Genomic DNA, 25,757 nt, shown 5'->3' on the forward strand with positions numbered 1-25,757 from the left:
CAGCGACGGCCTTGATGCCGCGGACCTGTGGAGGGGCAACGCCGATACGGCGCCGTTACGGCATGCGTGGCTGAAAGATCGAAAAGTATTGAACAGCAAGCGAATTCGCGACGGGTGGATACGCTTGGGTTGTCGGTGGGTCGGTCTAGCGTTGGGGTCATGGCAATCGCACCCGATGGCACGACGCGAGGACGGGCACCCCACGCTCGACCGGTGCTGGATGCTGCCCGGGAGTCGCGCGATGCGTGGGCTGGCGCCGGGGCGGGTCAGTTGTGGGCGTTGTCGGACGGCGAGGTCGAGGACGCCATGACCACCCTCGGGCAGCTCCATGCAAGCACCGAGGCCCACTTGGCGGCGGTGCTGGTGGAGGCGAAGTCGCGTGGGCTCGGGGTGGGCGAGGGGTGGGGGGCTCACGACTGGGCGCGGCTGAGGGCGCCGGGGTTGAGCCCGCGGCTGCTGTCCGACCTGGACACTGTCGCGGGCTCCTACGGTGAGCCTCGGTTGGCGGGGGTGCAGGAAGCCCTTGCCGAGGGACTGGACCCGGAGGCGACCGATGCGCTGCCGGTGGGCAAGGCGGCCATGCTGGTGCGGTTCCACGAGGGTGTCCGCGGCATGGCCGACCCCGTCGAGCTGGAGGACGCAACCCAGCACCTGCTGACGGGGTCGCGCGGCCACGACGGGATGTCGGAGAAGTCGCTCGCCATCGGGGTGCGCCGGACTGCCGACATGATGCGACCGGACCGGCTGATCGAGCACGACGCGGAGGTGAAGCGCGCGCATCGGTCCCTGGTGAAGGGCAAGGGCCCGATGGGGATGTGGCGCTACACGATGCTGCTGGACACCGAGGGCGCCGCGATCGTCGACGCGGCGGTCGATGCGCTGGCCAAGCCGCAGACCGACCCCGAGACGAAGGAGCACGACCCGCGTACACCCGGCGCGCGACGGGCGGACGCGTTGGTCGAGCTGGTCCAGCGGGCCGTGAGCGCCCCGGAAGGTGTGCCCCGCCAAGCCAAGACCAGCGTGGTCGTGACCATCGGCCTGGACGAGCTGCAACAGACCTGCCGTGGGGCTGGCCTCACGGTGGACGGAGAACCCCTGTCCATCGAGACCATGCGCCGGCTGGCCTGCGACGCCGAGATCGTTCCGGCGGTGCTCGGTTCCAAGGGTGAGACTCTCGAGCAGGGCAGGGCCGTGCGGCTGTTCACCCAGGCCCAGATCCGCCACCTGTGGCTACGAGACCGGCACTGCACGTTCCCCGGCTGCACCAAGCCGCCGACCTGGTCTGACGCTCACCACCTCATTCACTGGGCAGATGGCGGTCCGTCCGACGTCGAGCACGGGGCGCTGCTGTGCCAGCGACATCACACGGTCGTGCACAACCACCGCTACGCCGGTGAGGTCGTCGCCGGTCCCAACGGGCCGTTCGTGCGGTGGGACCTGACGCCCGGCTCCTACGACACCCACCTCGAGGAATGGCGCGCCAGCCGCGCGTCCGAGCGGGGGGACGAGTCTGTCGGCCGGGGTGACGAGTCTGTCGACCTCCCGGGCAGACCGCCGCCCCGACCATGAACCCGCTTCGCACCCCGCACGGCTCGTGCGGGGTGCGAAGCATGCCTGCGGACGTGCCCGGACGGTCACATACCGGGGACGGGCTGGGCCTCGTGCACCTCGATGGTGCAGCCGCCGGGCATGTTCAGGTGCGGGTGGCCCTGGGCGAGGGCGAGGGCTGCATCCAGGTCGGCGGCTTCGATGATGCTGTAGCCCACGACCTCGCGGGTGCTGGGCGAGGTGCCTTCGGGCGTGACCTGGACGCCGTCTGCGAGCGGGGTGCCGAAGTCGACCATGCCGTCGCCGACGCGGCCGGCCCACTCCATCCACTGGCCCATCACGGCTTCCATCTCAGCGGGGTCGGCCGGCGCAGCGTCGGCGGGGGTGGTGGGTGCGTGGTAGATGAACAGGAACTTGCTCATGACTGGTTCTCCTTGGGTGGCGGGGGTGGTGGGGTAGTGGGTGGTGGTCGATGGATGTGACCCGCGGGCGGGAGCCTCGGTCAGGCGGGGATGCGGGTGCGCCCGGCATAGGCGGCGAACCGCTCCACCGCGTCGGCATCCGCGGCTGGGGTGATCTCGTCGGCGAACGAGCTGCCCCGGCCCTGCGCGATGACGTCCCGCGTGAGGTTGTGGATGTAACCGGCGACCTCGTCGGAGACGCGAAGGTCCTGACCCGAGGCCTGGGCGAGGTCCCACCCGTGCAGCAGCAGCTCGAGCGGCAGGATGCTGGCCAGGAACATCGCGGGCACATCCGCGCCTCCGGGGCCGGGGACGGTGCCGTCGAGGTCGATCCCGCGCCAGGCGTCGATCGCCTGGCCGGCGAGCACCGACACCTTGTCCTCGAGCGAGCCTTCGGCGGGGACGGTCAGGTTCGCGCCCGCCATTCCCCCGAGCTGCACGAGGGAGCCGAGGAGGTGATCCGCGAGCTCGTGCGCGGTGAAGTCGGCGCACGGCGTGGGCTTGGGGCGGTCGGCCGGCGTGAGGTTGCGCAGGACGGGCTGGATGACGGCCAGGGCCGCCTCGGCCGCCACGAGGGGGGTGAGGTTCTCGGGTGCCCACGCCCACTCGTCCGCACCGGCGTCGCCCCTCGCGGCGAGCCGCTCGAGCCGCTCGAAGAAGTGGTTCCAGCCCTCGGCGTGCATGACGGCCTGCTCCTCGGTGAGTCCCTCGTGCACCAGCGTGACCAGGGAACCCTCGGCCGCCGGCTCGATGGTCACCGTGACGGTCGACGCGTCCTTGGGCAGGTCGGGGTTGCCCTCCCAGCCCCAGCCGAACACGACCCGGCGGCCCGGATCGACCTCGTGGTAGGTGCCCTCGGCGATGTGGCCGGGCGTCACCGTCCACCGGTAGGAGCCCCCGGCGCGCAGGTCGACGGTCGCCGACACGGTCTGCCACCGACGCAGCCGCTCGGGCTCGGTGATCAGCGCGAACGCCTCGTCGGGGGAGACGGGCAGGACGGCGGTCTTGGTGAAGCTCATGGGGTTCCCTTCATCTGGTGCGCGTCAGCGACGAGCAGGTCGAGTTCGGACGTCCAGAACCGGTCGATCTCGGCCTGCAACCGCTGCAGCCCGCTCGGCACGACCCGGTAGGTCCGCGTGCGTCCGACCTTCTCGGCCTCCACCAGCCCAGCGTCGGCGAGCACCAGCAGGTGCTGGCTGATCGCGGACCTGGTCACCGGGAACTCGCCGGCCAGGTCCGTGACGCCCCGTGGCCCGCGGGCCAGGAGCTGCAGGATGCGGCGGCGAGTCGGCTCGGCGGCGGCGGAGAGAGGATCATTCACAACGAGCAATACGTTAGTCGCGACTAACGCATTCTGTCCAGCCCGTGACGGCTGGGATGCGCTCGTCCAGCCCGAACGTGCGCGGGCGGTCGAAGGAGAGGTATGCCGCGTGGCGGCCACGCGGCATACGACTCGTTTGGTCGGGACGTCAGCGGGCGGAGCGGAGGATGGCGACCGCGTCGCCGACCGGGCCGAGGTGGCCGAGCTTGTCGGGGTTGACGATCGAGCGGATCCCGATGATCTCGCCGTCGACGATCTCGAGGGCCCAGACACCGAGGATCCGCTCCTGGTCGTCGACGTAGATGGCTCCGGGATCGCCGTTGATCTCGACGGGCCGCATCGACACCTGCGGGAACCGCGCCAGCGCCCGCAGCCAGTTGGTCAGGGTGTGCGCGACCCGGCTACGACCGCGCAGCGACCGGGCCAGTGCCGGCACCTTGCCGCCGCCGTCGCCGGTGAGCTCGACGTCGTGGGCGAGCAACGCCTCGAGCCCGGCGAGGTCACCGTGTTCGGCGGCGGCGAAGAACTTCGTCGCGAGCTCGCGCTGCCGTTCACGGGTGGTCTCGAACCGCGGTCGGCGTGCCTTGACGTGCTGTCGGGCGCGCGTGGCGAGCTGGCGCACGTTGTCCTCGGTCTTGCCCACGATGTCCGTGATCTCGGGGTAGCCGTAGCCGAACACGTCGTGCAGCAGCAGCACTGCCCGCTGTTCGGGGGACAGGCTCTCGAGCAGCACCAGCATCGCCAGCGACAGCGAGTCGGCCGTCTCGGCGTGCGCGCCCGGGTCGTCGGCGGCGTCGGTGACGATCGGCTCGGGGAGCCACTCACCGACATAGCGCTCGCGACGGGCCCGGGCGGAACGCAGCTCGTTGATCGCCAGCCGGGTGGTGATGGTGGCGACGAAGGCGCGAGGTGAGGCGATCTCCTCACCCGCGTCGAGGGACTGGTGCACCCGCAACAGCGCCTCCTGGACCACGTCCTCGGCTTCGGACACGCTGCCGAGCATGCGGTAGGCAATGGCGAACGCAGTGGGACGCAGCTCGTCGAGCAGTCCCTCCCGATCGCTCACGGGACCTCCAGCGCTCACGTCGTCACCTGGCTCCTGGTGCCCGGTGCCGTGCGCAGGTCACCGAAGCCGTCGCGCCAGCTCGGGTGCGACGGACTCCAGCCGAGCTCGCGCCTCGCCTTCGCGTTCGACGCACCCCTCAGCTCGGTCATCATCACCGCTCCGATCTCACCGGTGAGCAACCGCCCCACGAAACGAGGCACGCGCATCGGCTCCTTGGCACCCAACGTACGCGCCAGGACCGGCAACCACTCGCCCACCGGCGCGGGTTCGTCGTCGACCACGTTGTAGACCCCCCGACGGCCGTGGTCGATCGCTGCGACCGTCGCCTCGGCAGCGTCCTCGATGTGGATGAACGACCACACGCCCGCGCCGTCGCCCACCACCGGGAACTTGCGCCGGCGGACGGCCTCGGTCTGCTCGCCGTCCGGTCCGAGCGAGGTGCCCGGCCCGTAGAAGCCGCCGTAGCGCAGCACGACTCCCTCGGTCCAGGTGGCCGCGAGGACGGCGTCCTCGACGTGGCGGATCGCCGCGACCGTCTCGCGCATCTCCTTGGCCGGGCCCGGTCCGAAGGAGTCCTCCTCGGTCTTGACCAGACTTCCCGTGCGTTCGTATGCCGCGAAGAAGCTCTGCGCGACGAACCGCTTCACGCCGACTGCCTGGCCAGCCGACAGCAGGTGGTCCGTGCCCTCGGTCCGCAGCCGGTTGGTCATCGCGAACGCGCGGTCGAAGTGCCGCAGGTCCATCGGGCCGATGGAGGTCAGCTGGTGGACGATCACGTCCGGCTGCACCCGGGCCACGGCCTCGGCGACCTGGTCGGCATCGAGCGCGTCGGCGAGCACCGGGGCGGCGCCCAGGTCGCGCACCAGCTGTTGGTGGGAGGCGTGGTGCGTCATGCCGTACACCTCGTGACCCGCCCCGACCAGCCGTGGCACGAGCTGGCGGCCGATGGCTCCGGTGGCTCCTGCGACGAAGACCTTCATCATCACTCCCTTGTCCCATGAAAACGATCGCTGTACCCATCAAGACAGGACAGCCTTCCGAGCTGTGACAGCTGGTCAGGTGTCCTGGGCAAGAGTCTCCCCATCGCCGCGCAGGCGCTCGTTGTCCCGCAGGAGGTCGGAGTTGCGCGCCCGCAGCCTGCGGTTGCGCGTGGCGAGGTCGGCGTTGTCGTCCTGGAGCTCCAGCACCAGGGCCACAGCCGTGAGGGGGATCCCGGCCTCGGCCAGCTCGCTGACGCGGGCGATCCGGGCGAGGTCGGCGTCGCTGTACCGGCGCGTGCCGCCGGCGGTGCGTTCCGGGCGGACCAGGCCTCTCTCCTCGTACAGGCGCAGCGTCGGGATGGGCACGCCGGCGAGATCGGCTGCCACGGAGATCGTGTAGACCGGGCGGTCGGAAGGGCCCGTCGCAGCGGTCATACGACCCTCGATCGAGGGCTTGACAAATCCCGTGTTAGAGATTTACAAAATCTACAGAACATGACTGAGATTCTAGTGGATCAAAGTCGGGTTCGGCAGAACAGGATCCTCACAACACTGGAGGTGGTTGAGATGCTCATGCGGACTGACCAGTTCCGCGAGCTGGACCAGCTGGCACAGCAAGTCTTCGGGACGATGGCTCGTCCCACGGTGATGCCGATGGATGCGTGGCGGCAGGGCGACGTGTTCGTCGTGGAGTTCGACCTTCCCGGCGTCGAACCGGGCTCGATCGACCTCGACGTGGAGCGCAACGTGCTCACCGTCAAGGCCGAGCGCGGTCGGCTCTCCGACGAAGCCGAGACGATCGCCACCGAGAGGCCGCGCGGCGTGTTCAGCCGACAGCTCTTCCTCGGCGACAGCCTCGATGTCGACCGCGTCGAGGCGGCCTACAGGGACGGCGTGCTCCGGTTGACGATCCCGGTCGCCGAGCAGGCCAAGCCCCGCAAGATCGAGATCAGCTCGGGCGAGCGGCGCCAGCACGCGATCTCCGCCTGAGGGTCCGACCCGCGACGGGTTGTCCCCCCCCCCCCCCGGGTAGGCGGGGACCCCACTGGGCCCCTCAGCCGTGGGCCCCTCAGCGCTGGGCCCCTCAACCCTGCGCTCAGCGCTGGGCGACCGAGGCGACCGGGCGGCCCGCCGGCAGCACCACGTCGGACCGACGGGGCAGCCACCGCACTGCGGCGGCCGTCGTCGGGTTGGAGCCGTACGCGAGCACGGCCAGGAAGACGCCGTAGACCGGCAGGTGGCCCACCAGCTCGGTCTGGCCGAACAGGATCAGGGTGGCGTTGAACGGCACCATCGCGACCAGCACCGCGACCTGTGGCAGCGCCCCGGACAGCACCAGCAGACCGAACAGCAGCTCGATGCTCCCGGCGATGACGATGAACACGTCAGTGGGCACGTGCAGCCCGACGAGGCTGAACACGTTGAGCGCCGGATAGTGCTCCAGGGTCTCGCGCGCCATCGTCGGGTTGGTGAACTTTTCGGTGAACGCCAGCGCGATCAGCGCGACACCCACGCCGGCCCGCAGCGCGAGCAGCGCCCACCGCAGCTGGGCGTCGGACAGGGTCGTGGCGCCGTGACGGTTCACCCCCGCCGGGGCGATGACGAGGAAGGCCGCAACGGCCGCGATGTTGGCGCACTCCAGGAGCGCCATCGGCCCGGTGAATGCCGCCATGATCGGCCCGAGCGCCAGGGTCAGCGCGGCTGCCGGACGCTGCTGGAACCCGGTGATCAGCCACATGCCGAGGGCGGACTCGAGCAGCAGGAGGATGCCTCCGCCGGTCGCGTCCAGGTCGTCCACGGCGGGCGTGACGAACGCGCCCGAGGCAGCAAGAGCGAGTAGGGCCACGCCGAGGTGAATCCCGAGCAGCCGCGGCACCCAGGGCACCAGCCGTCCGACACCACGCAACACGGGCAGCTCGGGGCGGTCGAGACGCAGCGCCACCCTGCGCCACACCACGGTCACCACGACCACCGCGGCCGTCAGCGCCAGCGGCAGAGGCCGCAGGAAGAAGCCCCAGTCGGCGGGCGCCGAGTCCACGAACCAGCGTTCATGGGTGGGAAGGACCAGCGCGGGCAGGGCCAGGACGGGGACCATGTGGCAATTCTCCAGGGGAGTCGAGGTGGGCCGGGCCGCGGGGGTGGCGTGCGCGGTGAGGCGTGGAAGGGGCGCGCGTCGCCCGGCCGCCGGGGTGGACGGCATACCGAAAGTACGGTGCGCGACCGCACCACACCCGGGCCCTAGGTCCCGACCTCTCTCGCTGGGCTGCTACCGCATCCGGCGTACGGGCTCCGTCACCCTTCGGCGGGATCCGGCCGTGGATGCGTCCACCTAGCGTCGAGGGGCGCCGGGGTCGACACCCGGCCCGCGCGAGAGATTCCCACGAGGATGAGGAGAACCCGATGAGACTTGCCCGCGTCGCTGCTGGTGCAGCGCTTGCCCTGGCCGCCGTCACGGCGCTGCCTGCCGGCTCCGCCTTCGCCGAGGAGCTTGCCCCGCCGGAGATCGCCTGGGTGGGGGACCACGTGGTGGCCAACGGGAGCAACGCCTACATCCAGGCCAAGTTCCGCTGCTTTGGTGGGGAGACCGGAACGCACCTGTGGGCCTCGATCAAGCAGGGCGGGCCCGACCCGACCGCTGAGGGTTCAGGGATGACCTCGGACGCCTGGTACGACACGAACTACCAGTACGCCAACAACCCCGCCGGTCAGACGATCCAGTGCGATGGGAAGTGGCACGTCAACCGGTTCACGGTCAAGCTCGTCGACCACCCGTTCGGCACCGGCTACGTCTCGGGTGAGCTCGCCAAGGGCGCCGCGTGGGTGCAGTTCTGCGTGTTCGACTCCAGCGCGACGGACGACAACTTCCCGACCGGGTTCGCCTACAACTACGGCTGGCGGACCGTCATCGCCCAGCACTGAGACATCCAGAAACAGGCACGTGGGCTGCCGAGGAGGGTATGCCGGGTGGTGACCACCCGGCATACCTGGCTGTGGGCGGGCCTGAGGGCTGGGCGGGGCGTGGGCAGGGGATGGTCGATTGCGCACGATGCCGCGCCGCGGCATACGGTTGAAGCATGGACTACCGATACCTCGGCAACAGCGGACTCAAGATCTCCGAGATCACCTACGGAAACTGGCTCACCCACGGCTCCCAGGTCGAGAACGACGTCGCAGCGCAGTGCGTGGCTGCCGCCCTCGACGCGGGCATCAGCACGTTCGACACCGCGGACGTCTACGCCAACACCAAGGCGGAGACCGTCCTCGGCGAGGCGCTGAAGGGTGAGCGACGCGAGAGCCTGGAGATCTTCACGAAGGTCTACTGGCCGACCGGCCCGGGTGGGAAGAACGACACCGGCCTGTCGCGCAAGCACATCATGGAGTCGATCAACGGCTCGCTGCAGCGCCTCCAGACCGACTACGTCGACCTCTACCAGGCGCACCGCTACGACACCGAGACCCCGCTCGAGGAGACGATGCAGGCGTTCGCCGACGTCGTCCGCCAGGGCAAGGCGCTCTACATCGGCGTCAGCGAGTGGACCGCTGACCAGATCCGCGAGGGCGTCGCGCTCTCCAAGGAACTCGGCTTCCAGCTCATCTCGAGCCAGCCGCAGTACTCGATGCTGTGGCGGGTCATCGAGGGCGACGTCGTGCCGACGTGCGAGGAGCTCGGCGTCAGCCAGATCGTCTGGAGCCCCATCGCCCAGGGCGTGCTCACCGGGAAGTACCAGCCGGGGCAGCAGCCGCCGGCGGGCTCGCGCGCCGCCGACGAGAAGGGCGGTGCCGACATGATCAAGCGGTTCATGAACGACGACGTCCTCACCCGCGTCCAGGGGCTCAAGCCGATCGCGGACGAAGCCGGCCTGTCGATGGCGCAGCTCGCGGTGGCCTGGGTGCTGCAGAACCCCAATGTCGCGGCCGCGCTGGTCGGGGCATCGCGTCCGGAGCAGGTGCACGAGAACGTCAAGGCTGCCGGTGTGAAGCTCGAGCCGGCCGTCATGAAGCAGATCGACGACGTCCTCGGTGACATCGTGGAGCGCGACCCGGGCAAGACGAAGGAGACCGCGCCGCAGAAGCGCATCGCCTGAGATCACCGTCGCTACACCATTCGGCCTCCCTCGATCGACGGAGGCGCAACCGCTCGATCGGGGTCACCATCACCTCATGGGTGATGGTGACCGGATCGACGCGGGGACCACCTGGGTGGTGTACGACGGGGCTCCCTTCGTCGACCCCACCGTCGGGCACCAGGGCACGTTCGTGGACGTGTGCCTCTCGCTCAACGAGGCCGAGCTCGTGCACCTGTGCGACTACTGGGAGTGGCGGGCGGACCTCGCGACCCGTGACATCGACCGTTGGTGGTGCTGGACCGTCGTCCGGTTCGGCCGGGGGCTGCTGGCGGGGCGGCGCGAGTCGCGCCCTCGTCCGCACCAGTGGTTCTGAGCGGCGCCCCTCAGGGCCTGGGCGCCGCCCGTCAGGGCCTGGGGTCGCGGTCGGTGGCCGCCTGCCTGGCGATTCGGCTGTCCGTCCGCACGATCGACACGACGAGCGCGGCGCCACCCAGGGCGGCCAGCAGGAAGAACACCATGGCGATGGCGGGGTAGCCCAGGATGCGGTTCTCGGTGGGCACCTGCATCATGAGCGCCGCGCCGACCACGAGGGCCGCCATCACGATGCCCATGGTCAGCCGGTTCGCGAGCCGCTGGAGGACGTGCAGGAAGCGGGCCTCGTCGAGGGCGTCCACCCGCAACGAGAACTTGCCCTCGGCGAGGTTCTCCATGATGGCGTTGGCGCGGCTGGGAAAGTTCGCCGTGAACTCCTTGGCATCGATGGCGGCAGCCATCAGCCCAGACGCCGAGACGTTCAGGCCACTGCCCATGATGTCGGCGACGTTCTCGCGGATGGCCGCGGCGGGTGCGAAGTTCGGGTCGAGGTGCTTGGTCACCTGGTCGAGGTTGAGCAGGGCCTTGGCCACCATGGTCATCTCCGGTGGTGGGCGCAGACCGTGGACGCCCGACAGCCGGCTCAGCTCCATCAGGACGGCACCCGCCTGCACCTGGTCGCCCAGTGACACCGCACGCGACACCAGCGCCGCCACCTCGTCGCGGAACTGCCCCGCGTCATAGCCATCGAGCGGTTCCCCCATCGAGGCGAGCACCGTTGCCACGTCTTCGCCGTCGGCGTCGCCAATCGCCAGCAGCATCTTGACGATCTTGTCCTGGACACGCGGCGGGACCGTCGCGACCATGCCGAGGTCGATGAGGCCGAGCCGACCGTCCGGCGTGAGCAGCACATTGCCCGGGTGCGGGTCCGCGTGGAGGAAGCCGTCCACGAGGATCATCCGCAGGTATGCCGCGAAGAGCTCGCGCACGAGCGGCTCACCGTCGATGTCCAGCATGCCCAGTGGGCCGATGTCGGTGACCTTGCGGCCGGGCACGAGGTCCATCGTCAGGACCCGACCGCTGGTGTAGTCGGCCACGGGTTGAGGGACCACCAGCCGGGGGTAGTCCGCAGTGAGCTCGCCCAGGCGCACCAGGTTGGCCGCTTCTCGCTGGTAGTCCAGCTCACCCGCGAGCGAGCGGCGGAAGTGCGTGAGCAGCTGACCGAAGCCGTAGCGACGTCCCAGGTCGGTGTGGTCGTCGGCGAAGGCGGCGATCTTGCCGAGCGCCTCCATGTCGTCGCGCACCACCTCCCGCACTCCTGGGCGTTGCACCTTGACCACGACCTCCCTGCCGCTGGGCAGGACCGCGCGGTGCACCTGTCCGAGGGAGGCAGCGGCCAGGGGAGCCTGGTCGAACGAGGCGAACGCATGCCGGATCGAGACACCCAGCTCGTCCTCGATGATCTGCTGGACCTGCTCGTAGGGGAACGGCTCGACCTTGTCCTGCAAGCGGGTCAGCGCCTCGGTGTAGGCCGGCGGCAGCAGGTCGACGCGCGTCGACAACAGCTGGCCCAGCTTGACGTACGTCGGACCCATGGCCTCGAGGTCGTCGGCCAGGGACTCGGCGGCGGACGTGTCGCCGGCCGGCCGCTCGTCCTCGACGAGGAACTCGTCGAACCCCGCACCGCTGACCAGGTCCGATCGGCCATGACGGACGAGCATCCGCGCGAGTGCGGCGTATCGGACTGCGTTGGAAGGGTCGAACGGAGATCTCATGGCGCCATCTTGGCAGGCCGGGTCCCCTGCACTCGCACACGCCATTCCCACAGGTCAGAGCCTCAGCTGGAGAAGCCTGAACCCTCAGCCGGAGAAGCAGGGGCCTGAGCCGACCAGGCGCAGCCCCTCGAGGTCGCCGGCTCCGAATCCGGTCTGGCCTTCCATCGACGAGTACATCAGCTGGCGACGGTCCGTCACGTGCCCCAGGCCGACGAGATGACCGAGCTCGTGCATGACGATGCTGCGTGCGCCGACCCGGCCGCCGGGCTCGTCGAGGATCTGTTCGAACGCAGGGGCGTCTAGCAGCACGGCACCGGTCACGTAGTGCAGGTCGGCCCGGTCGCGGTAGGGCGCCATGACCGGACCCCCGACTCCGACGACCCGGCCGGCCAGCTCGGAGTTGGCGCTGTCGTGGGTCCAGGCGACGAGGACCGGAGCCCACCGGTTCCCGTAGAGCCGCACATCGACACTGCGCCGACGGATGGTCGGCGTCTCACTGGTGCGACCGTCGACCGTGATGACCAGGCCGGTCGCGGCGCTCACCTGCGCGGCGGCCTCCCTGATCAGCTGGTCGCCGCCCCGGGGGGACTCGGCGCCGTTCACCACGAGGTGGATCGGTCTGCACGGGTCGAACCCGACAGGTCGTCCCGACGTCGTGGTCGCGAGGAACGTGTAGGCGGTGGACGTGGAGCGTTGTCTGGGCGACGGACGCAGACGGGACTTGCCCGCGTCGGAGGGTACGGGTGGGGCCGCGCCGTCTGAGTCAGGCGGCGCGACCGGTGTGATCGGGGACCCCATCGCGATGTCACCGAGCGACGAGCCCCTGCCCTTGCCGAAGGCGTCCGCTCCCGCGCTCCCCGGCAGCAGGCGCGGGATCCCGACGACGGCCAGGGCAGCCAGAAGCAGCGCGACCAACACCTTGGTGGCGGTGCTGGAACCACCGCGTCGCGGTGGTCGCGTCACGCTGTACCCGACCACGCCGTAGTCCGTCTCGTTGTCCCCAACGGAGTGTGGCGCCGCCTCGGCACCGGGCGGAGTCTCGACGCTGGTGGGAGTCTCCGCGCTGGTGGGCCCGCCGGCGCTGGTGGAAGTCTCGCTGGTGGAAGTCTCGCTAGCGCTGTGGTCCGTGCTCGGCACGGCGGATGCACTACGGGTCCGCGGTCGTCCTGCCCGCAGGTCTTCCAGGCACCGCAGGCAGAGCAGCTCCCTGGCCGTCGGGTCGAAGCCGGCCTGCATGCCGCGCGACAGCGGCTCACCGCACCCGCAGTGCGCCGACACCTCGAGCCGCCACAGCTCCACCTCGTCGAGCTCCACGCCGTTCCTTCCCACATTCGCCGGGCACCTTCGCCCAGCGCATCCCCCAGCACATCCGCCCCACCACAACTCGGCTTCCATCGTCCTCAACCCCCGCGGCGCCAGGTCCTCGACCGCCGTCACACGAGCCGAACGGACTAGGCGCGGGGACTCCCGACGAGAGGTGTGGCAGCGGGTCGCCACCCGGCATACCTCACGGCACGCCTCACCACGCCCGTCACCACACGCCTCCCGCGTGCCTCACGAGGCTGGTCCCCACCCTTGCCGCCAGTGAATTTTGCCCGCTCCTGTTGCCAGCGGGCCCAAGGCTTGGTCGACTGGACCTCGTGGGTCACGCCCACCCGGGGAGTGGCCCTCGGACGGAGGTTCTCCATGAGCAGTGTGGTCGAAACGGTCCCGGACGACGCAGACGCAGACGCCGGCGACCTGGAGGCAGGCGTGCGCGCGGGGGTTGTGGTCCCCGCACCTGTCGAGCAGGTCTGGCAGCACCTGATCAGTGCCGCAGGCACCGAAGCCCTCTTCGGCGAGGGCGCCCGGATCGGCAACAAGGGCGAGCCGTGGCACGCGGCCGACGGGTCCTACGGTGTGGTGCGCAGCTTCCATCCCGTCGAGCAGGTGCGGGTCACCTGGCACCCCCATGAGGACGGGCCGTTGAGCATGCTCGACGTGCAGCTGCGACCGGAGGGGGACGCGACGAGGGTCGAGGTCTTCCACGAAGGTCGCGGCATCGCCGGTGACCCACGTGCCGACCTGCAGCACTGGGACGACGCACTCGGCCGGCTGGCTGGAGGGGTGACCAGCCAGGGCTGAGCCCTCTGGAGCCGGCGCTGCGCGGGCTTGGCTCGCCGGGTGTCCGCGCTGTGGATGCCTCTGCGCCCGTTGGCGCCTGTTTGCATAGACTCGCGTGCGATCGAGTAGCGGGGGGCTACTGAGGGGAGATCGAGCGTGAGTTCTGTGCGTCCGTATGCCGTGTGCGGCCTTGTGGTGCTGGGCTTAGTTGGGTGCGCGGGTGCGGGAGACGACCCTACGCCCAGTAGTTCGACGACGTCGAGCGTTTCGCCGACAAGCTCGCCGCCCACGAGTCCGACAACGACGAGCAGTCCAGCCGACGGCTACCCGGCTGCTGCTCGAGCGCAAACCGTCGAGGGCGGCCAAGCGTTCGTGGAGTACTACTACACGACTCTCAACAAGGTTCTCCGCGAGCCCGAGGTCGGCGTACTGCCCGGTCTCGCGGTGGATTCGTGTGTCTTCTGCCAGCGAAACGAAAGGCTCGTCGAACAACTCGTGGTCGGCGTCGATCACTACGACACCGACCCAATCCACGTTGTCGACCTTGCACCCATGTCGGGGGCGCCGAAGAATCAGCAGTATTTCAGCGCGACTTCGGTCCAGACCGGGGCTTGGATCGTCGACAAGTCGGGCACGAGGTTGACGAGGGACAAGCAAGTCCGCCAGCCGATCTCCATCGCCCTTGTCTGGGGAGACGGAGTTTGGCGCTTCTTCGGGGCCGATCGCGCATGAGGCGGTGTTGCAAGGTGGCGGCGTTGGCGGGTTTCCTTCTCTGTCTCGGCGTGCCCTCTGCCAACGCCACGGACTGCCCCGCATGTGAGGGCGGCGGAATCGATGGTGGATATACCTCAGCCGGAACCTCAGTCCTTGGGTTGAACCGTTCTGAAATGGCCAAACTGCAGCAGAAGGCCGCCCGAATATCCGTGCCGGGGCTGAAGGGGCCGTTTTTCACGTACGCATCGACGGGGCTTTGTGGCGGCGCTCGGCCTGACAACGACACCGACAACGCCTGCGGCGCTGACGCCCGTTGCGAGGCGAACACCCCTGCCCAGGGGCAGGGACCCCCTTTGGCCGTCTGGGAAGCCCGGATCGACAAGGACGGCACGCCGGTCGACGGCCAGGACAAGCCCATCGCCACTCCTCAATGGCAGAGACTGGGTGTGACCTGCCTGCCCGAGATGGTTCCGGGTGAGCGGCCTCGCCTCACGATGGCCCAGATCACGGCGGCGTTCCATGACACGAACTTTGCGTTGGCAACGGTCAACATCCAGCCCGAAGGCAACGTCACCCTCGTGACGCTGCCGACCTACTTCGAGCTGCGTTGGCCATCGAAGGGCTACCAGCCGGACGAGGTGGACGCCGTCGACCCGGCGCGGATGGCTGGCTTCCGAGTCGACATCCGTCCACGGTTCAAGTCCGTTCGCTACGACTACGGGGACGGCACGAGCGAGCGCACCAACTCCCTCGGCGGCCCCTACCCCGATGGCGACATCCGCCATGAGTACGCCAAGGGCGGCAACTACCGGGTGCGAGCCGACGTCACCTACGCAGGTCAGTACCGGGTCAACGGCGGTGAGTGGATCGTCATCCCCGGCGACGTGACGATCCAGGGCACCCCCGAGACCTTGACCGTGAAGACCGCCAAAGCCCGGCTTGTCACCAACTGACTGGCTCTCGACTGGTTGCCGGCAGATCGACACCGACCCCCGATTTCAGGGGTGCGGTGACCACCAGGGCGCAACAAGTCCCGGCGCTCCCGACTGGTTGCCGGCAGATCGTCACCGACAACCGATTTCAGGGGTCCGGTGACCACCAGGACGCAACAAGTCCCGGCCCTCCCGACTGGTTGCCGGCAGATCGTCACCGATCCCCGATTCGGGGGCCCGGTGACCACCAGGACGCAACAAGTCCGCCACTCCCGGACGTGTTGCCGGCAGATCGTCACCGACTCAGGTCCGTTGGCCTCAGGCGAGGTCGTGCTCCGACGCATACACCCCTGCGGCTGTGCGCGACGTGACCCCGATCTTGGTGAAGATGTTGCTGAGGTGGCGCTGCACCGTCTTCTGGCTGAGGAACAGCGACGATGCGATCTGCGGGTTGCTCTGCCCCCGCGCGACCAGGCGCAGGACCTCCACCTCCCGAGCAGTGAGCCCATCCGGCAGGTCGCGGGCCAGCAGCCGCTCGACCTCGTGCTGGGACGGCCTGGCCCCGAGCTCGGCAAACGTCCGCTGCGCCACGGTCAGCTCCGACTGTGCCGAGTCCTCGTCCCCCAGCGCCCGGTAGGCCAGACCGATCCGCACCCTGGCCCGTGCTGCCTCGAACCGACCCCCACGGTCGATCCACACCTTCCAGGCGCGGCGAAGCGGAGCCAGCGCCCCGGCGGCGTCGCCCGCATCGAGCGCGACGAGCCCCACGGCGTATGCGGCACGGGCGGAGAGGCCATCGCACGCAAAGTTGTCAGCGGTCTGCTGCAGTTCCTCGGCTGCCGCACGGGCCGCCTCCTTGTCGCCGTCGGCGAGCAGCACCTCGACCGCCGACGGCAACAGCTGGGCGCGGGTGACGGGGTCGTATGCCTCGTTCAGCAGGCGTCGAACCGAGGCCGCGGCAGCTGCGGTGCGACCACGGTCCAGCCACAGCAGGGACAGGCCCGGCTGGGCCTCGTGCCCATGGGTGCGCGCCAGGGCGAAGGCAGCCTCGGCAGCGGCGTACTCACCTTGGACCCGCTGGATCTCTCCCTGTTCGTACAGCGCCAGCCCGGTCGCCGGCGGCGACCCGTTCGCGGCGTACCGCTCACGTGCGCGGGCCAGCTCGGTCAGCGCCAGCGGGAAGTCCCCGCTTGCCCGCAGGACCTGCGCTCGGTGCACCGCGCACTGCCCGGTGAAGGGCACCAGGTCCGGCTGCGCGTCACACCAGCGCGACAGCACCCCCGTCCACTCGGTGATCCTCCCGTAGTCGGCAACCTCCTGGCAGGCCTCGATCATCAGGCACAGGATCTCGCCGGTGAGGATCGGCGATACCTCCCCGCCGGTGAGGCCCAGCATTGCCTCGTCGAGCAGCGTCAGCCCTTCGGGAACGCGTCCCGCATAGAGCAGCAACCGACCACGACTGGCCAGGCCGAACGTCACGAGATCCGAGTCACCCCAACGCTGCCCGATCTCCAGAAGCTGGGTCGCGACCTCGAGCGCCTCGGCGAATCGACCCGCGTAGACCAGTGGAATCATGTCGTGGATGCGCAGGAAGCCCCGCTCCACGCAGTCGTCGGGCTGGTCGGACAGCAGGCGGGCTCCCCGGGCCACCCAGCCACCGCCCACCGACGGGTTGCCGTTGGCGCTGAACACGTACCCGAGCCAGTGCGCATCGCGGGCTGCGGCCAGAGAGTCCCCGGCGTCGAGGTGCTGGTGGAACGAGCCCTCCAGGGCCGCGGTGGTGGTGTCGCGGTCACCCACCATGTAGGCGGCCACGGCCAGGAGGCCCAGGTCTGCGGGGGAGAGGTGGCTGGTGTCGAAGGCGCGCAGCCGTTCGTACGCCGTGCCCCAGGCCCGGCGCGCATAGGCCTCGCGGCCCTCGACGACACCTGTGTCGATGCCCATCGCACCCTCCTCCTCGGAGAATACGCGCGCCGTCCTGCCTGAGCCTCCGGCGCGAACGGTGCCCCAGGTCAGGAGGCCACGGACTGCGCGCAGGGCGGGCGGCGCGTCGGTCCCGCGCGCTCAGTGTGCCCGCGCGGTCGGCAATCCGGGTGGCGACGTGCTTGGCGTCCCGCCCCGCGCCGTAGATCAACATTGAGGAGGCGGCGTACTGGAACTGGAGGCCGCAGAAGTACAGCCCCGTGACCTCGTCCGGCACCCCGCGGAGCTCCCGCGGCCACCCGTCCTCGCCGAAGACCGGCAGGTCGACCCAGTCGAACGCCTGCCTGAACCCCGTGCACCACACCACGGTTCGGGCGTCGACCACGCGCCCGTCGTCGAGCAGGGGCAGGCCCTCCCTGGCGCCGACCACCCGACCGGTCACCCAGTCCACCCCACGCCCGGCAAGGTCCCGCTGCTGGATCCGCAGGCGGGGTCCTCCGTGGCGGAAGTGCTCCTTGGCCTTGCGGCCCAACGGGTTCGACCGGGTCAGCACGTTGCGGAAGACGAAGAGCATCGTCGGGAAGACCACCCTGAACAGGGGCGAGCCGAACGGCACCGGGATCTGGCCCGTGTCCGGTCCCGCCAGCACTGTCTCGTGGGTCGCCGCCACCTCAAAGGCGATGTCGCACCCCGAGTGAGCGGCGCCGACGACCAGCACCTGACCCTCGGGGAGCTGGGACGCGCGGCGGTACTGGCTGGAGTGCAGCTGCCGGATAGACGGATCGAGCTGGTCGGCAAAGCTCGGCACGTGGGGCGTCCGCCCGAAGGTACCGGTGGCCACCACGACGTGGTCGGCGTGGATCTGCCCTCCCGCGGTCGTGACCACGTAGCCCGACGACCCGACCTGCGCGTCGGGGGAGCCGCCCGGTGGGATGGGCAGCGGAGACACCCGCTCCACGCGCGTGCCGAGCCGCACCGGCAGCCGGAAGCGCGCGGCATACGCCTCGAGGTAGTCGGCGAACTCGTCCTTGGTCGGGAAGGCCCACCGCGGTGCGGGGAAGGCCATCCCCGGGAGGCCATCGGCCCACGCCGGGCTGAACAGCCGCAGGCTGTCCCACTGCTGGCGCCAGCCGTCGCCCACCCGGACGGACGAGTCGAGGACGACGCACGGGCGCCCCATCCGTTGGAGGTGGTGGGCGGTGGCGAGGCCGGCCTGCCCGGCCCCGATGATCACGGTCTCGATGTGTTCGGTGCGCATTGCTCGCTCCCCGGGGTGTCACTGACACGGTCGTCACCGACGTTCGGTAGCGCAGGCTCCAGAAGAGCATGAGGGCCGAGGTGACGATGTAGAAGGTGTGCAGCATCCAGATCGGGCCCGGCGGCAGATGGAAGACGTACAGCGAGTAGACGAGGTTGCCGACGTTGGCCAGGACGAGGTTGCTGCGGCTGTAGGACCTGAGGTCCTTGCTGCGGGCGGCCTTCCCCAGCATGGGCAGCGCGCTGGCCGCGAAGACGACCGTGGCGATGGTGCCCGCTACCAGGGGAAGGGAGCTGTTCATGTCCTCGACGCTAGGGAGCGCGGGCCAGGTCCCTCGTCGGGCGGTACGCCCATTCACCCCACGCGGTCCCTGACCCGATTCACCCACTGACGGGTATGCCGGGTGCGCGCCAGGCGGGCGCGCCTCACCTCAGCCGCGGGGCATCACCGAGGGTCGCACGACGCGGACGGAGAAGGCGGTGAGGCCGATCCGCAGCGACGCGGTGCGCGCCAGGTGGCGGCACACGAGGATCGTCACCACGGCCGGGACCGCACCGGAGATCAGCAGCCCGGTGCGGGGACCGAGGTGTTCGGCCAGCAACCCGACGACGGGGCCGCCGAGTGCCCCGCTGCCGATGAACACCAGCATGTAGAGGCCGACGACCCGGCCGCGCAGGTGGTCGGCGGTGGCGAGCTGGACCAGCGACTGGGCCGACGTGAGGAAGCCCAGGTTCGCAGCGCCGACGAGGACGAGCAGGAGGGTGAAGGACAGCTGGTCGGGCGCTGCCGCGGAGAGGAGCATGGCCATCGCCAGGGCCCAGGCGGCCAGCCCCACTGTCCGCAGGCGCAGCGGCTTGCTGCGCCGTGCGGTGGTGAGGGCGCCGGCCAGGGCCCCGACCGCGACGACCCCGTTGAGCAGGCCGAGACCGCTCGCGCCCGAGTGGAACTCGTCCTTGGCGAACGCGGCCAGCGTGACGGGCAGGCTGATGGTGAAGAAGCCGAACGCCCCGACCATGACGACGGGCCACAGGACCGTCGGCGTACGGAGGGCGTACTCCAGACCCTCACGGATCCCGGGGGAGACGGGGGCCTTGACCGGCTCTCCAGCGGGGCGGGCGAGCCCGACACGGCTCTGACCTGCTCCGCGCATGAGCAGGAGGGCGGTGACCGGCGCCGCGAACGTGAGGGCGTTGACCGCGAACGCAAAGCCCGCACCGACACTGCTCATCAGGAGGCCACCGATGACGGGGCCTGCCATCGCGCCGATCTGGAAGGTGCAGGACACCAGGCTGATCGCGTTGCGCAGCTGCGGTCCCTCGACGACCTCCGAAACGAAGGACTGGCGCACGGGGTTGTCGACCGCTGTGACGACTCCGAGCACGACCGCGAGGAGGAAGACGTGCCAGACCCGGACGTGCCCGCTCAGCGTGAGCAGCGCCAGCACGGCTGCGGTCAGCGACATCGACACCTGGGTGGCCAGCAGGATGGCGCGCTTGGGGAAACGGTCCGCGAGCAGACCGCCGTGCAGGCCCAACGCCAGGGTCGGCAGGAACTGGCAGGCGGTCGTGATCCCGACTGCAGTCGGGCTGTCGGTGAGCGTCAGGACCAGCCAGTCCTGGGCGATTCGCTGGATCCACCCGCCGGTGCCGGAGATCAGCAGGCCGGACAGCAAGAGCCTGAAGTTGCGATTCGCGAGCGAGGGAAAGGTGCGTGAAACATGTTGGGGGAGTGCGGGATCGGAGAGGTGGACTGTGTTGGCAGCGGTGGAGCTCATGAGTCGTCCTGGACGGTTTCGCGTGGGGGTTGGTTGCGTTCACCTCCAGTGTGCGCGCGACGACGTTCCCCTCGCTGCATTCTGAGACAGAATGAGTAATATAAGTGTCATTGCGATTCGCAATGATCGCCACGTGTCCCGAAGGAATGGTCGTGTACGAGCCGGAACTGCTCCGCACCTTCCTCGCCGTGACCCAGGCGCTGAGCTTCACCCGGGCCGCGGAGGCCCTCGGGATCCGTCAGCCCACTGTCAGCCAGCACGTGCGCAGGCTCGAGGAGGCGGTCGGACGGCCGCTGTTCGTCAGGGACACCCGCAGCGTCGCGCTCACCTCGGACGGCGAGGCGATGGCCGGCTTCGCCCGCGAGATCCTGGCCGCACAGGAACGAGCCGTCGGCTACTTCACCGGCTCCCACCTTGCCGGTCGGCTCCGCTTCGGGGTGACCGACGACCTCGCCCTGACACCCCTGCCGCGCATCCTGCGGGACTTTCGTCAGCTCTATCCGCGGATCGACCTCGAGCTGACCGTCCTGCAGAACGAGGGGCTGCTCAGGCGCATCGAGTCGGGTCACCTCGACGTCGCCTTCGTCAAGCGCAACGCGGGCACCTCGACCCTGGCGCGCGGACAGCTCGTCCGCCGCGACCAGCTCGTGTGGGCCGGAGTCGACGGCACCCGGGTGGATCCCGACCAGCCGGTCCCGCTCGTCGTCTACCAGGCGCCCAGCCTCAGCCGGGCCATCAGCGTGCAGGCGCTCGAACGCGTCGGCCGCCGCAGCCGGATCACCTGCACGGTCCGCGGCGTCAACGGGGTGCTCGCCGCCGTCCGAGCGGGCCTGGGCATCTCCGTCATGGCGCGCACGCTCATGCCGCCTGACCTGGTCGAGCTCCCGGCCTCCAGCGGGCTGCCCAAGCTGCCGCACCTCGACCTCATGCTGCTGACCAACCGCCAGGCACCCGCCGAGGCGGCCACAGCGCTCACGTCGGCCATCCTGGCCAGTGGCGCGCCACGAGGCCCGGTCACCGGAGGCTGACCGAGCGTGAGCTCGCGCTACAGCGGCCGGAGCTCGCTGTCCATCGTCCCCATGAGGTGGATCGCCCGAAGCCGGCTGAGCAGCAGGTCGGCCCGCACCTCGACCCGTGCGCTGTGGTGGACCGCCGCCGCACCGGTGCACAACGGGTGGACCTCGCCAGCAGCAGCTGCCCCGCAACGGCACCACGCGGCATACGCATCGGTGGCGCTTCGACCAGAGGCAACAGGCGAGTTCTTCACGAGACCGCACGCTAGGAGCCGGCCCCCACGGCAAGTCACGCAACAAGGCCGACCCCCTCCGTTCGTCCGAGGGGAAGCTGACCGAAAGAGGCGCCACCTCCCCGACCTTCGGTAGGCCACGGGCAGGCTGACGGGCGCCCGCGCCCCTTCCGCCGGTCAGTCGGCGAAGCCAAGGGGCGTACTGTGAAGGGGACGATGGTGGCGTGGCCCGACCGGGTGGCGCCCAGTCCGTCTGCGACGGGGATGACCACGGTGATGATCCAGGCAGGGACGAAGACCGCATTTCCAGTGCTCCGCGAAGGGCGGCTGTCGTCCTCCGGTCGCATGCTCCTCGCCGAGCTGCACGCGGCGATGGCCTTGGCACAGGCGGAGGTCGCGGCGCAACGACGTCCTCCGTCGGACCCCAACGTGCTCGCGATCGCGCGCGGGCGCCTCGTGACGGCGATGGCGGACTACGAGGAGGCGCTGACCTCCCTCCACCTGCCGATCCCCCCGCGGCTGCGCGACGACCTGCGGCTGCTGCGCCGAGTGGTTCGCCACTGACGCGAGCTCCATCCGGGCGTCCGCGGTCGGGCTGGGGATAACTTCGGGGGGAGGTCGCGGGTTCGGGCAGCATTCGGGGCATGAGCTACGAAGACCTTCCACGCGAGCTGCGCACGATTCCGTTGACTGACACCACGATCCAGGCTGACGTGGTCGACCTGATCCTGGGCATCGAGGAACGCCGAGACGGCGCCCTGGCCCTGCTGGTGTGCGACGAGGCGGACCGGGGAGTGCAGCCGGTCGTCCTGTCCGATGTGCCGCCCGAGGCGCCGACCGCCGACATGCGCAGCCTCCTCGACCTGCTGCTTCCGATGGTCGGTGAGACGGGTGGGGCGATCCTGGTCGCTCGCGGACGCCGTCGTGGCGTGACGCCGACCGACAACGACCGGGCCTGGCACCAGGAGACGATCGAGGCCTGCGCGCGCCACGAGGTCCGGCTGCTGGGCTTCTACCTTGCGTCGCCGGACGGCGTCGAAGCCCTGCCACCGCCACTGAGCCAGGCGTCCTGACCTGACGCGATCAGGCGCACCTCAGTACTGGGCGCGGGCGACCTTCTGGAGCCGGGGCCACTCGCCGTCGATGCAGAGGTCGCGTCCGATGTCGAGCATGGCCGCGCCGAACAGCGCTCCCGTGGAGATGAACGCGGGGTGCACGTGCCCGAACACCTCGAGGGTCACGGTGCCGTAGAGCCGTGACCAGGACCGCTCGAACATCCAGATCATGCCGGGGGTCGGTCCACCCAGCGGGTCGATCACCTCGGCCGGCTTGATCTCGCTGCGCAGCACCTCGAGCAGGTCAGCGTCGAGGTCGGAGTCGGCCGGGATGGGGAACTGGTACTTGACCCACAGCCGCCCGAAGATCTCGCTGAAGAAGGCCCCGAACATCTTCACGCCCGACTCCTCGGGCAGGCATCCGTCCAGGGAGGTGATCACCACGGGCTGTGCCGCCGCGGCCTCCTCGATCGCGGCCGAGGTCGCCGAGGCGAAGACGAGATGGAACTCGTTGCGGTTGGTCAGCGCCCACTTCCGGAACGCCGCGGCGGACGCGACGATCTGCGCAGCCGGGTCGTCCGGCTCCTGCTGGTCCCTCGCGGTCGTCATGGCCGCCACCACGTCCTCGAAGATCGACCGGGCGACGCGCACCATCAGCTCGGCGTGGCTGTCGACGTAGCGGTAGAGCGCCGGGGGAGTCAGCCCCATCTCCTGGGCGACGGCGCGCACCGAGACGTCCTCGCCGTCGCGAAGCAGCTGTCGCGCCACGTCGACGATCTCGTCGAACGTCGCCTGCCGCTGACGCTCTCGCCGCGTCGGAACCGCGGTCATCTCGCCCTGCTTCCTCGTCGGCGAACGGTCTGGATGCCCTGTGCCCTGGTTTGTCTAGCAGAGTTAACCATGAAGCCTTGACAACTTAGTTTACACCCATCACTGTTACTGCTGTAAACATCAGTGATGCAGGGTCGCGAGGGAGTGGTTCGGATGCACAGGTGGGGTCAGCTCGTCGCACGAAGGTCCTGGTTGGTCCTCCTCGGGGGTATCGCCGTGGTCCTGGCCGCCGCGGCATACGGGATAGGGGTGTTCGGCAACCTCTCCAACGGCGGGTTCGACGACCCCGCCACCGACTCGGCCAAGGAGCTCGTCCTCGAGCAGGCGACCTTCCCCGGCCGGGAGACCGACCTCGTGGTCGTCTACTCCAGCCCGACCCTGCAGGTGGAGGACCCGGCGTTCCAGCGCGCGGTCACCGACACCCTGACCGCACTGCCCAGAACCGATGTCGCCGGGACGGTGACCTACTACGACACCAGGTCGCCGGGCCTGGTCAGCAGCGACGGACACGCCACGCGCGTCATCGTCACCCTCGCCGGCACCAGCCAGGACGCCAAGAGCGACAACTGGGACGCCGTCAAGGGTGACCTCGACGCCCCCGGACTCAGCACGAGTGTGGGTGGCCGCTGGGCGGTCTTCGGCGACGTCAACGAGCAGGTCTCCAAGGACATCGCGCGCGCCGAGTCGATCTCGCTGCCGATCGTCTTCCTGCTCAGCCTGCTGATCTTCGGCAGCCTCGTCTCGGCCCTGATGCCCACCCTGGTCGGCGGGATCGCCGTGATGGGTGCGTTCGCGGTGGTGCGCCTCATCACGGGAGTCACCGACGTCTCGATCTTCTCGATCAACGTCATCACCCTGCTCGGCATGGGTCTGGCGATCGACTACGCACTCTTCGTCGTGAGCCGCTTCCGCGAGGAGCTGGCGCACCAACCCGACACCTCCCGCGAGAGCGTCCGCGCGGCCGTGGAACGCACGATGGCCACCGCCGGTCGCACCGTCCTCTTCTCCGGCCTCATCGTCGCCGCCTCGCTCGCCTCGCTGCTGCTGTTCCCGCAGAACTTCCTGCGCTCCATGGGCTACGGCGGCATGGCTGCAGTGCTGGTCGCCATGCTGGCGGCGCTGACGGTGCTGCCCGCCCTGCTGGGGGTGCTCGGGTCACGCATCGAGTTCGGCCGTATGCCGTGGCGCCGCGGCTCGCGCGCCCACCTCGCCGACGCGCGCACCCCCGACGAGCTGCACGGCGCGGACCACGAGGTGGTGCACGGCACCTGGGCCAGGGTCGCGCACAGCGTGATGCGGCGTCCCGTCGCCTACCTCGTGGCCATCGTCGTCGGCCTGCTCGCGCTGGGCAGTCCGTTCCTGGGGGCGCAGTGGGGCAGCGTCGACGAGCGCGTCCTGCCGGTCAGCTCGCCCAGCCGCCAGGCCGCGGACCTGCAGGCGGAGCTGTTCGGTGGCGAGACGTCCACCGCGTCGATCATGGTGCGCGGGGCGGATGAGGTAGCCACCTCGGCCTACCTCACGAGCCTGAAGGCGGTTGACGGGGTCACCCAGGCGCAAGCCGTGGCGACCCGGTCCGTGGACGGCCAGCCGCTCACGCTGGTGCAGGCGACCTGGCAGGGGAACTCCCAGACCTCGGGCAGCCAGGACGTGCTCAAGGGCATCCGGGCCGTCGACCTGCCCGCTGGCACCACCGCGCTGGTCGGCGGCCCGACCGCCGACGCCGTGGACCTGATCGACTCGATCGGCAACCACCTGCCGTGGATGGCGCTGATGGTGGCGGCCGTGATGCTCGTCCTGCTGTTCGTCGCCTTCGGTTCGGTCGTGCTGCCCCTCAAGGCCATCGTGATGAACGCCGTGTCCATCGTCGCATCCTTCGGCGTGGTCACCTGGATCTTCCAGGAAGGTCACCTGTCGGGGCTGCTGGGCTTCACCTCTCCCGGCTACCTCGACGTGACCCAGCCGATCCTGATGCTCGCGATCCTGTTCGGCCTCTCGATGGACTACGAGGTGTTCCTGCTCAGCCGCGTGCGTGAGGAGTGGGACCGCACCGGGGACAACACCCGGGCGGTCGCGGCCGGCGTGCAGCGGTCCGGGCGCATCATCACCAGCGCCGCCCTGCTGCTGGCCGTCGTCATCGGTGGCTTCGCGACGAGTGGGATCGTCTTCCTCAAGATGATCGGGGTGGGCATGCTCGTGGCCGTCCTGCTCGACGCCACCGTCGTACGGGCCCTGCTCGTGCCCGCCACGATGCGACTGCTGGGCAGGGCGAACTGGTACGCACCCGGTCCCCTCGCGCGGTGGTGGGAGCGGCACGGACACCGTGAGGAGCCGGCTTCTCGCGAGTCGGTCCTGGTGCCCGCCCCGGAGCTGGCAGTCGCGCCCTGACCCGGG

General features: G+C 69.8%; 26 protein-coding genes. 12 read left to right on the forward strand and 14 right to left on the reverse strand.

The features are described 5' to 3' along the window. Positions 1-159 precede the first annotated feature (159 nt). Positions 160-1,569, forward strand: coding sequence for an HNH endonuclease signature motif containing protein (locus tag AC1DS4_RS18070; protein WP_477633318.1), 1,410 nt, complete (start codon positions 160-162; stop codon positions 1,567-1,569). A gap of 65 nt (positions 1,570-1,634) precedes the next feature. On the opposite strand, the gene AC1DS4_RS18075 is transcribed toward AC1DS4_RS18070, so the two are convergent. The 6 genes from AC1DS4_RS18075 to AC1DS4_RS18100 all read right to left on the reverse strand — a co-directional run bounded on the left by AC1DS4_RS18075 (position 1,635) and on the right by AC1DS4_RS18100 (position 5,811). Next, positions 1,635-1,970: a YciI family protein gene (locus AC1DS4_RS18075; RefSeq protein WP_477633319.1), complete on the reverse strand. Its 336-nt coding sequence runs from the start codon at positions 1,968-1,970 to the stop codon at positions 1,635-1,637. Between the two features lie 80 nt (positions 1,971-2,050). Then, positions 2,051-3,028: a TIGR03086 family metal-binding protein gene (locus AC1DS4_RS18080; RefSeq protein WP_477633320.1), complete on the reverse strand. Its 978-nt coding sequence runs from the start codon at positions 3,026-3,028 to the stop codon at positions 2,051-2,053. Continuing rightward, positions 3,025-3,330 carry an ArsR/SmtB family transcription factor gene (locus AC1DS4_RS18085; RefSeq protein WP_477613371.1) on the reverse strand — a complete coding sequence of 102 codons (306 nt, stop codon included), beginning with the start codon at positions 3,328-3,330 and terminating at the stop codon, positions 3,025-3,027. The genes AC1DS4_RS18080 and AC1DS4_RS18085 overlap by 4 nt, the downstream gene beginning before the upstream one ends. Positions 3,331-3,478: 148 nt before the next feature. Next, on the reverse strand, positions 3,479-4,396 hold the full coding sequence (locus tag AC1DS4_RS18090; RefSeq protein ID WP_477633321.1) for an RNA polymerase sigma-70 factor: 918 nt from the start codon (positions 4,394-4,396) through the stop codon (positions 3,479-3,481). 14 nt (positions 4,397-4,410) lie between these two features. Next, complete coding sequence (locus tag AC1DS4_RS18095) at positions 4,411-5,376, reverse strand: NAD-dependent epimerase/dehydratase family protein (RefSeq protein WP_477633322.1); 966 nt, start codon at positions 5,374-5,376, stop codon at positions 4,411-4,413. Positions 5,377-5,451: 75 nt separating this feature from the next. Continuing rightward, the gene (locus tag AC1DS4_RS18100) at positions 5,452-5,811 is read right to left on the reverse strand and encodes a MerR family transcriptional regulator (RefSeq protein ID WP_477633323.1); all 360 of its coding nucleotides are present in this window, start codon (positions 5,809-5,811) and stop codon (positions 5,452-5,454) included. A gap of 132 nt (positions 5,812-5,943) precedes the next feature. Between AC1DS4_RS18100 and AC1DS4_RS18105 the strand changes: the two genes are divergently transcribed. Continuing rightward, positions 5,944-6,366, forward strand: coding sequence for an Hsp20/alpha crystallin family protein (locus AC1DS4_RS18105; RefSeq protein WP_477623522.1), 423 nt, complete (start codon positions 5,944-5,946; stop codon positions 6,364-6,366). Positions 6,367-6,472: 106 nt separating this feature from the next. Here AC1DS4_RS18105 and AC1DS4_RS18110 read toward each other — a convergent pair whose 3' ends face one another. Continuing rightward, on the reverse strand, positions 6,473-7,471 hold the full coding sequence (locus tag AC1DS4_RS18110; RefSeq protein ID WP_477633324.1) for a hypothetical protein: 999 nt from the start codon (positions 7,469-7,471) through the stop codon (positions 6,473-6,475). 305 nt (positions 7,472-7,776) lie between these two features. On the opposite strand from AC1DS4_RS18110, the gene AC1DS4_RS18115 reads away from it, so the two are divergent. The 3 genes from AC1DS4_RS18115 to AC1DS4_RS18125 all read left to right on the forward strand — a co-directional run bounded on the left by AC1DS4_RS18115 (position 7,777) and on the right by AC1DS4_RS18125 (position 9,816). Further along, positions 7,777-8,295 carry a hypothetical protein gene (locus tag AC1DS4_RS18115; protein ID WP_477633325.1) on the forward strand — a complete coding sequence of 173 codons (519 nt, stop codon included), beginning with the start codon at positions 7,777-7,779 and terminating at the stop codon, positions 8,293-8,295. Positions 8,296-8,450: 155 nt separating this feature from the next. After that, positions 8,451-9,461 (forward strand): aldo/keto reductase family protein, encoded by a 1,011-nt coding sequence (locus AC1DS4_RS18120; RefSeq protein ID WP_477633326.1) that lies wholly within the window; start codon positions 8,451-8,453, stop codon positions 9,459-9,461. Between the two features lie 76 nt (positions 9,462-9,537). Beyond that, positions 9,538-9,816 (forward strand): hypothetical protein, encoded by a 279-nt coding sequence (locus AC1DS4_RS18125; protein WP_477613362.1) that lies wholly within the window; start codon positions 9,538-9,540, stop codon positions 9,814-9,816. A 31-nt stretch (positions 9,817-9,847) separates the two neighbouring features. Here the strand turns inward: AC1DS4_RS18125 and AC1DS4_RS18130 are convergent, their stop codons facing one another. Together AC1DS4_RS18130 and AC1DS4_RS18135 are read right to left on the reverse strand one after the other, a co-directional pair. Beyond that, positions 9,848-11,530 (reverse strand): ABC1 kinase family protein, encoded by a 1,683-nt coding sequence (locus AC1DS4_RS18130; protein WP_477633327.1) that lies wholly within the window; start codon positions 11,528-11,530, stop codon positions 9,848-9,850. Between the two features lie 84 nt (positions 11,531-11,614). Then, positions 11,615-12,844, reverse strand: coding sequence for a matrixin family metalloprotease (locus tag AC1DS4_RS18135; protein ID WP_477633328.1), 1,230 nt, complete (start codon positions 12,842-12,844; stop codon positions 11,615-11,617). Between the two features lie 372 nt (positions 12,845-13,216). On the opposite strand from AC1DS4_RS18135, the gene AC1DS4_RS18140 reads away from it, so the two are divergent. From AC1DS4_RS18140 to AC1DS4_RS18150, 3 genes are all read left to right on the forward strand, one after another. Beyond that, positions 13,217-13,654, forward strand: coding sequence for an SRPBCC family protein (locus AC1DS4_RS18140; RefSeq protein ID WP_477633329.1), 438 nt, complete (start codon positions 13,217-13,219; stop codon positions 13,652-13,654). Between the two features lie 351 nt (positions 13,655-14,005). After that, positions 14,006-14,365: a hypothetical protein gene (locus tag AC1DS4_RS18145; protein WP_477633330.1), complete on the forward strand. Its 360-nt coding sequence runs from the start codon at positions 14,006-14,008 to the stop codon at positions 14,363-14,365. A 335-nt stretch (positions 14,366-14,700) separates the two neighbouring features. Beyond that, positions 14,701-15,300 (forward strand): hypothetical protein, encoded by a 600-nt coding sequence (locus AC1DS4_RS18150; RefSeq protein ID WP_477633331.1) that lies wholly within the window; start codon positions 14,701-14,703, stop codon positions 15,298-15,300. A 297-nt stretch (positions 15,301-15,597) separates the two neighbouring features. Here the strand turns inward: AC1DS4_RS18150 and AC1DS4_RS18155 are convergent, their stop codons facing one another. The 3 genes from AC1DS4_RS18155 to AC1DS4_RS18165 form a co-directional block, all read right to left on the reverse strand. Then, a complete protein-coding gene (locus AC1DS4_RS18155; protein WP_477646097.1) occupies positions 15,598-17,082 on the reverse strand; it encodes a helix-turn-helix transcriptional regulator in 1,485 nt (494 codons plus the stop codon). Beyond that, positions 17,072-18,460: a flavin-containing monooxygenase gene (locus AC1DS4_RS18160; protein ID WP_477646094.1), complete on the reverse strand. Its 1,389-nt coding sequence runs from the start codon at positions 18,458-18,460 to the stop codon at positions 17,072-17,074. The genes AC1DS4_RS18155 and AC1DS4_RS18160 overlap by 11 nt, the downstream gene beginning before the upstream one ends. A gap of 430 nt (positions 18,461-18,890) precedes the next feature. After that, on the reverse strand, positions 18,891-20,234 hold the full coding sequence (locus AC1DS4_RS18165; protein WP_477633333.1) for an MFS transporter: 1,344 nt from the start codon (positions 20,232-20,234) through the stop codon (positions 18,891-18,893). Between the two features lie 152 nt (positions 20,235-20,386). On the opposite strand from AC1DS4_RS18165, the gene AC1DS4_RS18170 reads away from it, so the two are divergent. Further along, positions 20,387-21,262: a LysR substrate-binding domain-containing protein gene (locus AC1DS4_RS18170; protein WP_477613352.1), complete on the forward strand. Its 876-nt coding sequence runs from the start codon at positions 20,387-20,389 to the stop codon at positions 21,260-21,262. Between the two features lie 17 nt (positions 21,263-21,279). On the opposite strand, the gene AC1DS4_RS18175 is transcribed toward AC1DS4_RS18170, so the two are convergent. Continuing rightward, positions 21,280-21,501 carry a hypothetical protein gene (locus AC1DS4_RS18175; protein WP_477613351.1) on the reverse strand — a complete coding sequence of 74 codons (222 nt, stop codon included), beginning with the start codon at positions 21,499-21,501 and terminating at the stop codon, positions 21,280-21,282. Positions 21,502-21,684: 183 nt separating this feature from the next. Here AC1DS4_RS18175 and AC1DS4_RS18180 point away from each other — a divergent pair, with 183 nt between their 5' ends. Continuing rightward, positions 21,685-22,044 (forward strand): hypothetical protein, encoded by a 360-nt coding sequence (locus tag AC1DS4_RS18180; protein ID WP_477613350.1) that lies wholly within the window; start codon positions 21,685-21,687, stop codon positions 22,042-22,044. Between the two features lie 80 nt (positions 22,045-22,124). Further along, positions 22,125-22,553 carry a hypothetical protein gene (locus tag AC1DS4_RS18185; protein WP_477633334.1) on the forward strand — a complete coding sequence of 143 codons (429 nt, stop codon included), beginning with the start codon at positions 22,125-22,127 and terminating at the stop codon, positions 22,551-22,553. A gap of 21 nt (positions 22,554-22,574) precedes the next feature. On the opposite strand, the gene AC1DS4_RS18190 is transcribed toward AC1DS4_RS18185, so the two are convergent. Next, the gene (locus tag AC1DS4_RS18190; protein ID WP_477633335.1) at positions 22,575-23,366 is read right to left on the reverse strand and encodes a TetR/AcrR family transcriptional regulator; all 792 of its coding nucleotides are present in this window, start codon (positions 23,364-23,366) and stop codon (positions 22,575-22,577) included. Positions 23,367-23,492: 126 nt separating this feature from the next. Between AC1DS4_RS18190 and AC1DS4_RS18195 the strand changes: the two genes are divergently transcribed. Continuing rightward, entirely contained in the window at positions 23,493-25,751 is a 2,259-nt protein-coding gene (locus AC1DS4_RS18195) for an MMPL family transporter (protein WP_477633336.1), read from the forward strand. Positions 25,752-25,757: the final 6 nt, after the last annotated feature.

It is taken from the genome of Pedococcus sp. P3_C7 (assembly GCF_056402615.1).

Coding starts and splice junctions, on each gene's coding strand:
- AC1DS4_RS18095 (WP_477633322.1), bottom strand. CDS start 5,376: ATGAAGGTCTTCGTCGCAGGAGCCACCGGAGCCATCGGCCGCCAGCTC.
- AC1DS4_RS18110 (WP_477633324.1), bottom strand. CDS start 7,471: ATGGTCCCCGTCCTGGCCCTGCCCGCGCTGGTCCTTCCCACCCATGAA.
- AC1DS4_RS18105 (WP_477623522.1), top strand. CDS start 5,944: ATGCTCATGCGGACTGACCAGTTCCGCGAGCTGGACCAGCTGGCACAG.
- AC1DS4_RS18080 (WP_477633320.1), bottom strand. CDS start 3,028: ATGAGCTTCACCAAGACCGCCGTCCTGCCCGTCTCCCCCGACGAGGCG.
- AC1DS4_RS18120 (WP_477633326.1), top strand. CDS start 8,451: ATGGACTACCGATACCTCGGCAACAGCGGACTCAAGATCTCCGAGATC.
- AC1DS4_RS18130 (WP_477633327.1), bottom strand. CDS start 11,530: ATGAGATCTCCGTTCGACCCTTCCAACGCAGTCCGATACGCCGCACTC.
- AC1DS4_RS18125 (WP_477613362.1), top strand. CDS start 9,538: ATGGGTGATGGTGACCGGATCGACGCGGGGACCACCTGGGTGGTGTAC.
- AC1DS4_RS18075 (WP_477633319.1), bottom strand. CDS start 1,970: ATGAGCAAGTTCCTGTTCATCTACCACGCACCCACCACCCCCGCCGAC.
- AC1DS4_RS18160 (WP_477646094.1), bottom strand. CDS start 18,460: ATGCGCACCGAACACATCGAGACCGTGATCATCGGGGCCGGGCAGGCC.
- AC1DS4_RS18185 (WP_477633334.1), top strand. CDS start 22,125: ATGAGCTACGAAGACCTTCCACGCGAGCTGCGCACGATTCCGTTGACT.
- AC1DS4_RS18190 (WP_477633335.1), bottom strand. CDS start 23,366: ATGACCGCGGTTCCGACGCGGCGAGAGCGTCAGCGGCAGGCGACGTTC.
- AC1DS4_RS18070 (WP_477633318.1), top strand. CDS start 160: ATGGCAATCGCACCCGATGGCACGACGCGAGGACGGGCACCCCACGCT.
- AC1DS4_RS18140 (WP_477633329.1), top strand. CDS start 13,217: ATGAGCAGTGTGGTCGAAACGGTCCCGGACGACGCAGACGCAGACGCC.
- AC1DS4_RS18195 (WP_477633336.1), top strand. CDS start 23,493: ATGCAGGGTCGCGAGGGAGTGGTTCGGATGCACAGGTGGGGTCAGCTC.
- AC1DS4_RS18100 (WP_477633323.1), bottom strand. CDS start 5,811: ATGACCGCTGCGACGGGCCCTTCCGACCGCCCGGTCTACACGATCTCC.
- AC1DS4_RS18155 (WP_477646097.1), bottom strand. CDS start 17,082: ATGGTGGGTGACCGCGACACCACCACCGCGGCCCTGGAGGGCTCGTTC.
- AC1DS4_RS18115 (WP_477633325.1), top strand. CDS start 7,777: ATGAGACTTGCCCGCGTCGCTGCTGGTGCAGCGCTTGCCCTGGCCGCC.
- AC1DS4_RS18165 (WP_477633333.1), bottom strand. CDS start 20,234: ATGAGCTCCACCGCTGCCAACACAGTCCACCTCTCCGATCCCGCACTC.